This is a genomic window from Lacrimispora amygdalina (genome assembly GCF_003432035.1).
GTDB classification, from domain to species: Bacteria; Bacillota; Clostridia; order Lachnospirales; family Lachnospiraceae; genus Lacrimispora; species Lacrimispora amygdalina.
Window position 1 is genome coordinate 1 of the sequence record NZ_QOHO01000055.1, and the last position, 7,676, is coordinate 7,676.

Annotated in this window: 8 protein-coding genes; all 8 read left to right on the forward strand. The window is 41.0% G+C overall.

What is annotated here, in order from left to right; translation table 11 throughout:
- The coding region (locus DS742_RS17125) for a glycosyl hydrolase family 18 protein (protein ID WP_242996552.1) at positions 1-436 on the forward strand (436 nt) is incomplete at its 5' end.
- A gap of 149 nt (positions 437-585) precedes the next feature.
- Positions 586-987 (forward strand): VOC family protein, encoded by a 402-nt coding sequence (locus tag DS742_RS17130; RefSeq protein WP_437126182.1) that lies wholly within the window; start codon positions 586-588, stop codon positions 985-987.
- Positions 988-1,523: 536 nt separating this feature from the next.
- A complete protein-coding gene (gene larE / locus DS742_RS17135; RefSeq protein WP_117418201.1) occupies positions 1,524-2,333 on the forward strand; it encodes an ATP-dependent sacrificial sulfur transferase LarE in 810 nt (269 codons plus the stop codon).
- 153 nt (positions 2,334-2,486) lie between these two features.
- Complete coding sequence (locus tag DS742_RS17140; RefSeq protein ID WP_117418202.1) at positions 2,487-3,458, forward strand: leucine-rich repeat protein; 972 nt, start codon at positions 2,487-2,489, stop codon at positions 3,456-3,458.
- A gap of 72 nt (positions 3,459-3,530) precedes the next feature.
- The gene (locus DS742_RS17145; protein ID WP_117418203.1) at positions 3,531-4,871 is read left to right on the forward strand and encodes a vWA domain-containing protein; all 1,341 of its coding nucleotides are present in this window, start codon (positions 3,531-3,533) and stop codon (positions 4,869-4,871) included.
- Positions 4,868-6,382 (forward strand): ATP-binding protein, encoded by a 1,515-nt coding sequence (locus tag DS742_RS17150; RefSeq protein ID WP_117418204.1) that lies wholly within the window; start codon positions 4,868-4,870, stop codon positions 6,380-6,382. The genes DS742_RS17145 and DS742_RS17150 overlap by 4 nt, the downstream gene beginning before the upstream one ends.
- A gap of 53 nt (positions 6,383-6,435) precedes the next feature.
- Positions 6,436-6,648 (forward strand): DUF378 domain-containing protein, encoded by a 213-nt coding sequence (locus DS742_RS17155; protein ID WP_117418205.1) that lies wholly within the window; start codon positions 6,436-6,438, stop codon positions 6,646-6,648.
- Positions 6,649-6,788: 140 nt separating this feature from the next.
- Positions 6,789-7,610 (forward strand): tyrosine-type recombinase/integrase, encoded by an 822-nt coding sequence (locus tag DS742_RS17160; RefSeq protein ID WP_117418206.1) that lies wholly within the window; start codon positions 6,789-6,791, stop codon positions 7,608-7,610.
- Positions 7,611-7,676 lie beyond the last annotated feature (66 nt).

The following is a 7,676-nucleotide window of genomic DNA, read 5'->3' on the forward strand; positions in this document are numbered from 1 at the left end:
ATATACATACGGCCCCCCCATGGCAGTTGCGCCAATCAACATGGTCAGGAAAGTGGTTGACTACGCGATAACCGAGATTCCATTATATAAGATTAGCCTGGGGATACCAAATTATGGATATGACTGGCCTCTCCCATATGAGCGGGGAGTTACGAGAGCCGAAACCGTAAGTAATCTGGAAGCGATACAGATTGCCATTGAAAATGGAGCAGAGATTCAGTTTGATGAAGAGGCTATGTCCCCGTTTTTCCGTTACTGGAAGTTCGGAATTCAGCATGAGGTCTGGTTTGAAGATGTGAGGAGTTATAAAGCCAAATTTGATTTAATTAAAGAATATGGATTAACGGGAGCCGGCTACTGGCAGATCATGCAGTTCTTCCGGGCAAACTGGCTTGTACTGAGCCAGATGTTTGAAGCAAGGAAGGTTGGAGACTAGAGGTAGTAAATGCAGGGTGAGGAAATGGGAACATTTCTTTATCCTGCATTTTAGTATATTTCAGAAGAACAGCTGTGCCAGATATATTTTTTTATTATGACAGACAGTTGTCCTGTTATATGTTGTATGATTGTCAAAAAACAGGAGGCATGATTAAGAAAATGAAATTAGATGGATTTGGAATTTTCGTAGAGGATATGGCAGTGATGGTACGGTTTTACCGCGATGTTCTTGGGTTTGAAATAAAAGAAGACGAAAATGCAACGAATGTTTATCTGGAAAAAGATGGTACATTGTTTTTGATGTATCGGAGAAGTGATTTTGAGAAGATGACAAACAGGGGATTTAGTTATGCAAAGGCAATCAATGGGCATTACGAAATAGCGCTAAGCGTGGAAAATTTTGATGCTGTAGATTCCACATTTCAAGAGGTAATTACAAAAGGAGCAACCCCTGTTTTAGAACCAACAACGGAAAACTGGGGACAGCGCACCTGCTATATTGCAGATCCGGAAGGTAATTTGATTGAAATTGGCTCATTTAGTCAATAAAAAGTAAGAAAGGCTGCTGACAACCTGAGCAAATGTACTAAGTCCGGTATCCATTAAAAAAGGTTCAACCAATCTGGCTGAACCCCATAAGAAACTGCTATTTGCAAAACTGAGAAATTAATTTTAATAAATCACTGATATTACAGGAACTGAAATCAAAATACATAAACAATTACCTCCCTCTTTTTTCTGTTTTTTGAACAACTTAATTGTAACACCAATAGCAATATGTTGAAATATAGAAAGAATGGTTCGAAAAGCAGTAATTGACAAATAAGGTAAGGATTCCAGATGTTTAACAGGGGGGGATAAAGGGAGGAGCCGGTAAGATTGGCGGGATCCTACCGGCTGAAGTATGAAAAAGTATTTATATGAAAAGGTTATTGACCTCTTTGTGATTATTAATATACCGGAAAAATGTGACCAGATCATGATGGTTCTGTGAAGAGTTTGTGAAAATGGGGTGTTGACACCCTCCCCTTCAATTGCTATAATTCCTATAAACATATTAATGAAGTGTGGTATAAGGAGACTATATGATAATTCAAGAGAAAGATCAGAAACTGAGAGCTTATATTTCGAATTTGGACAGCCTTGCAGTTGCTTTTTCTTCAGGGGTGGATTCAACATTTTTATTAAAAACAGCACACGAAGTACTTGGAGACCGTGTGATTGCAGTGACGGCCAGGTCCTGCTCCTTTCCGGAACGGGAGCTGAATGAGGCGGCCCAGTTTTGCAGGAAAGAGGGAATCCGGCATTTTATTGTTGACAGTGAGGAACTGGATATAGAAGGCTTTAGCAGCAATCCCAAAAACAGATGTTATTTATGCAAACATGAACTGTTTGAAAAGGTTGCGGAGGTAGCAGCAGAATATGGCATAAAGCAGATTGCAGAAGGCTCCAATTTAGATGATAATGGTGATTACCGCCCGGGACTGAAAGCGGTTGCCGAGCTGGGAGTACACAGTCCGCTGCGGTATGCAGAACTGAATAAAGAGGAAATTAGGGAATTATCCAGGAACCTGGGGTTAAATACCTGGAACAAACAGTCTTTTGCATGCCTGTCAAGCCGGTTTGTGTACGGGGAAACAATTTCCAGGGAAAAGCTGTCTATGGTTGACAAAGCAGAACAGCTTTTACTGGACATGGGGTTTTCTCAAGTAAGAGTTCGGATTCACGGTACAATTGCCAGGATTGAAGTGCTTCCGGATCAGATTGCACAGCTTATAACAGAACCTAAAAAGAACATGATAACGTCGGAGTTTCATCGACTTGGTTTTACATACGTGACGCTGGATTTAGACGGTTACCGTATGGGAAGCATGAATATAACACTGAATGATTGATCCGATTATGGAGAATCTTATGGAAAGAGTTCATTTTCCTTGAGATTCTCCTTTTTTTATGTATAAAATTTTATAAATAGTATGAGGCGGTTGATTTTATTTCATTTTTCTGATATATTGATTTGTTAAACGATCCATTGGAGAGGTATTAAAATGTTTTTATATCAGAAAGTAAATGATCATGTGCGGATTCTGGCGTGCAGAGGATACGGGGGAACTGTCCGTATACCGGATAAGATTGGAGGTCTGCCCGTGACAGAGCTGGCAGAGTATGTTTTTTCCGATGGCGCGGGAAGGAGTGAGATGCTTTCCCTCGCCGGTAATGACTTTCAAATGTGCGATGAGGAGGGAAATACGGTTTCCAACGGTGAAAAGGAGCTCCCTCCGGAAGTCATCTGTGAACGCTTAGTGGATTTATATCTACCGGCCTCCATTAGAAAAATTGGAAATTATGCCTTTTATAACTGTTTTGAGCTCCGCCGTCTCGAATGCTACAGTTCCATAATTGATTTGGGTTCCGGTCTGTTCACCGGCTGCTTGGGAATCAGAAAACTGGATATTCATATTACAGAGGGAAATCATTCCTGTATGCAGGGAATTGTATCGGAGCTGCGTCAGGAACTTTACGTAAATTATTATTCTGGGAATATGACCGCAAGGCTGATATTTCCTGAGATGTATGAAGAATCGGTGGAACACACACCTGCCAGGATTATATTCCGCGAGATGCATGGGTGCGGACATATGTACCGGTATTGTTTTGCCCAGTCAGAATTCCAGTTCCATAAATATGACGCATTATTTCCCCATGTCCGAGTTCAGGAATCAGACCGGCTGACGGCGGCTCTTGCTCTTGGAAGGCTGTATACCCCCCTTAATCTGCTCCCCAGAGACCGTAAGATTTATGAAGATTATTTAAGAGAGCATCTAAAGGCGGCAGGAGAGGCGGCCCTAAGTGAGAGTGAACTTTTTCTCTGGCTGGCGAAAGAGTATTGCAGGGACCAGGTGGATCTTGACCGGATGATTGATCTGGCATCGGAACATAACAATACGGAGCTGTTAAGTTCTTTAATGGATTTAAGACATTTGCGTTTTCCAGTAAAAAAACGTACATTTTCTCTTTAACATGAATTTTTCGTGTTTTCATTAACATAGAAAGGTACAGCACCAAGTAGCGTATAGAAAGAAGGTATTGAAATGATTGATCCGGTGAGACAGCGTCAGCTTGATGAACTGAATGAGGTAGAACTTGGACATGAAATTCTGGACAATGCAAGAAACGAACTTTATTTAAACTTCAGATATCTGGATGTTGCGTTAAGCAGTTTTAGGTTTGAAGCAGAGCGGTCAGGTTCTGGGATGAGCACGGACGGCTATGTGATCTATTATCAGCCGGAGCTCCTGTTTACCATGTTCCAAAGAGGCCGCATTTTAATCAACCGGGCCTGCCTCCATATGCTGTTTCACTGTTTGTTCTGCCACCTTGGTTCTATGGGTAACCGTCAAAAGCACTACTGGGATCTGGCTTGTGACATAGCGGTTGAATCTATTCTGGACGGATTTTATGTAAAATCAGTTTTCCGACACCAGTCACCATACCGGCGTGAAATATATGGACAGTTTAGAACGAAACTACCAGTTTTTACAGCGGAAGGAATTTACCATATTCTTATGGAAATGAATCCTTCAGAGGAAGCGTTTCGCCGCATGGAGGCAGAATTCTATGTGGACAGCCATGATAAGTGGGAACAGGAAGAAGATCCCCGTTTTAAGGTGGAACGTCAGAATAAATGGCAGGATATCAGGGAGAAGATGGAAACCGAGATGGAATCCTTCGGAGAAAAGGATGACGAATCCTCCAGGCAGCTTTTGGAACAGGTGAAAATAGAAAACCGGGAACGTTATGATTATAAACGGTTCTTAAGAAAATTCGCAGTTTTAAAAGAGGAAGCGGAGGTGGATCCTGATTCCTTTGATTCGATATTTTATACCTATGGCTTAACGCTCTATAAAAATATGCCTTTAATCGAGCCTCTTGAAACAAGAGAGGTTTTTAAAATAGAAGATTTTGTAATAGTGATCGATACTTCCATGTCAGTCTCTGGAGATCTGGTGCGTAGTTTTTTAGAGCAGACCTATGAGGTGCTTGGAGAAACGGAAAGCTATTTTCGTAAATTAAACATTCATATCATACAGTGTGACGAACAGATCCGTTCCGATGCCATCATTACAAGCCGGGAAGAGATGGAAGATTATATGAAGCAGTTTACTCTTTCCGGGTTCGGGGGAACTGATTTTCGGCCTGCATTTGAATATGTGAATGGGCTTCTTAATAAGGGGGCATTTAAAAAGCTTCGTGGGCTGTTATATTTTACAGACGGAAAAGGAATTTATCCCGTAAAAATGCCTCCCTATGAAACGGCATTCGTGTTTATGGAAGATCAGTATGAGGACATATCAGTGCCGGGCTGGGCAATGAAGGTTGTATTGACCAGAGAAGATCTGGAAGTAAAATTACAGGAGAACAAAAAACGATGAATATAAAACGAGCAAAAGAAGAGATCAGGAATACGATAGAGGCTTATTTACTAAAAGATGACTACGGCACTTACGAGATTCCTGGTATGCGGCAGAGACCGGTATTTTTAATGGGGCCGCCCGGAGTGGGTAAAACACAGATCATGGAGCAAATCGCGAGAGAATGCCAGATTGGATTGGTGGCTTATACCATTACCCACCATACAAGACAGAGTGCGGTGGGACTTCCGTTTATAACAGATAAAGAATTTGGAGGGAAACAGTCTCGTGTAACGGAATATACCATGAGTGAAATTGTGGCCTCTGTGTATAATAAGATAGAGAGCACAGGATTATCGGAAGGAATTCTCTTTATCGATGAAATCAACTGCGTTTCAGAAACACTGGCACCTACCATGCTTCAGTTTCTTCAGTATAAGACTTTTGGAAATCACCGTATTCCCGAAGGCTGGATTATTGTAACTGCCGGAAACCCTCCGGAATACAACAAATCGGTCAGGGATTTTGATGTGGTTACCTTAGACAGAATGAAACTGATTCACGTAGAACCGGATTATGAGGTATGGAAGACATATGCCTATGAGCATGAGATTCATCCCGCAGTTATTTCCTATCTAAACGCCAGAACTGATAATTTCTGCCGGATTGAAACTACGGTAGATGGGAAATTTTTTGCTACACCAAGAGGCTGGGAGGATTTATCCAGCTTTATAAAGATTTATGAACGTCTGGGAAAGAAGCCAGACAGGGATGTGGTCGGAGAATATATTCAGTTTCCAAAGATTGCCAAAGACTTTGCTAATTATCTGGAATTGTATTACAAATACCGGGATGATTATCAGATTGACGAGATTCTCTCAGGTACAATTCGTGAAAGCCTGTGTAACAAATTAGGCCGTGCTCCCTTTGATGAAAAACTGAACGTAATGGGACTTCTCTTGTCCAGACTTGGGCAGCATTTTAAATCAGTTGCTGATCAGGGAGACAGGACGGGTCTTTTAATGGAGGAATTGAAAAAGGCTGATCCGGAAACGGATATTAACTCAGACGTTTCCATGGAGGAGCGGTTGTTTAAAATAAGAAACCAGTGGAGTGAATCTTTAAAGCAAAAACGGGAGGCAGGACTTCTGAACAGGCGGGAGGATTTTCTGTACCGTGATGTGGAGGCACTGCTGCTTAAAATAGAAGAAACCTTAAAGAAATCTGAAAAAAATGATGTGAAAGACGACTGGAATCATATACGGAAGATGTTTCAGGAGGAAATAAAACGTTATGATATGCTCTTTGCAGAGAGTGGAAAAGCCCTGGAGCATGCTTTTGATTTTCTGGAAGCGGCATTTGTGACAGGACAGGAGCTGGTCCTGTTTATTACTGAATTAAATTCCGGCTTTTACAGTGTAAAATTCTTAAAGGAGTATGAGTGTGAAAGGTATTATCAATATAACAAAAGTCTTTTATTTAAAGACAGAGAGGATGAAATCAGGTCAAGAATCACGAGTTTGGGAAAATAATGTATAAAAACCAGAGAGCTACTCCATAATATAAGGGAAAAGGAGGTAGTGCCATGGGAAATAAAGCATTAAATTACACAGCTCTGACAATTGCCATCATCGGTGCAGTAAACTGGGGGCTGGTAGGTTTCTTCAATTTCAACCTGGTGTCATTTATTTTCGGCAGCATGACCTGGCTGTCAAGGATCGTGTATGCCGTGGTAGGGATCTGCGGATTATATCTGCTTACCTTTTATGGTCATTCAGAAACAAGTACGGAAAGATAGTTGATGATGGAAGCAGGGGCGTTGCAGCATGGCAGGATAGTGGGCTATGGGGCAATGCCCTTCATCTATGCCAGGTTGGTCTTATAATATTCTCATTAAAAAATGATATGCAGTAAAATTTTGCGTATGGAGGACAGCAAATGGAGGCACAAACGCAGGCACAAATGCCGTTTGAAACATATCTTCGCAAAGAAAATTTATCTGAAAGTACAATCGTTACTTATATATCTGCAGTAAGATCTTATTTTACCCAATATACCGATATCAGTAAAGAAAATTTATTGGCTTATAAAGGTTATCTGATGGAAAGCTACAAACCCAAAACCGTAAATTTAAAGGTTCAGGCCATGAATAAATATCTCTATTACATGGAACAGCAGCCGCTGCAGCTAAAAAATGTAAAAATACAACAGAAAAATTTCCTGGAGAATGTCATCAGCAATGCGGATTATCAATATTTGAAAAAGAGACTAAAGCAGGATGGAAATATGGAATGGTATTTCGTCGTGTGGTTTTTGGCAGCAACTGGTGCCAGAGTTAGTGAGCTGATACAAATAAAAGCGGAGCATGTTGAACTTGGGTATCTAGATCTTTATTCCAAGGGGGGAAAGCTGAGGAGAGTTTACATTCCGGAAAAGCTGAAAAAAGAAGTTCAGACATGGATGAATCAAAATCAGAAAACCAGCGGTTATTTATTTACAAACCGTTTTGGAGACCGGATTTCTACCAGAGGAGTTGGGCAGCAGCTAAAACGATATGCAATAAAATACGGACTTGATCCCAACGTAGTCTATCCTCATTCCTTTCGGCACAGATATGCGAAGAACTTTTTGGAAAAATACAACGATATCTCATTTCTTGCTGACCTTATGGGGCATGAAAGTATTGAGACTACAAGGATTTACTTAAGAAGAACGGCAACGGAGCAGAAGAGTCTGATTGACAGAATCGTAACATGGTGAATGACATCATTAGAAAATAAATAAAAAAAGGAAGAGAGCCCTAACTGAACTGCTTCCCGTCAAGTA

Excerpts from the sequence above, each read along its gene's own strand:
- DS742_RS17150 (WP_117418204.1), top strand. The coding sequence starts at position 4,868 with ATGAATATAAAACGAGCAAAAGAAGAGATCAGGAATACGATAGAGGCT.
- DS742_RS17130 (WP_437126182.1), top strand. The coding sequence starts at position 586 with ATGATTAAGAAAATGAAATTAGATGGATTTGGAATTTTCGTAGAGGAT.
- DS742_RS17140 (WP_117418202.1), top strand. The coding sequence starts at position 2,487 with ATGTTTTTATATCAGAAAGTAAATGATCATGTGCGGATTCTGGCGTGC.
- DS742_RS17155 (WP_117418205.1), top strand. The coding sequence starts at position 6,436 with ATGGGAAATAAAGCATTAAATTACACAGCTCTGACAATTGCCATCATC.
- larE (WP_117418201.1), top strand. The coding sequence starts at position 1,524 with ATGATAATTCAAGAGAAAGATCAGAAACTGAGAGCTTATATTTCGAAT.
- DS742_RS17145 (WP_117418203.1), top strand. The coding sequence starts at position 3,531 with ATGATTGATCCGGTGAGACAGCGTCAGCTTGATGAACTGAATGAGGTA.
- DS742_RS17160 (WP_117418206.1), top strand. The coding sequence starts at position 6,789 with ATGGAGGCACAAACGCAGGCACAAATGCCGTTTGAAACATATCTTCGC.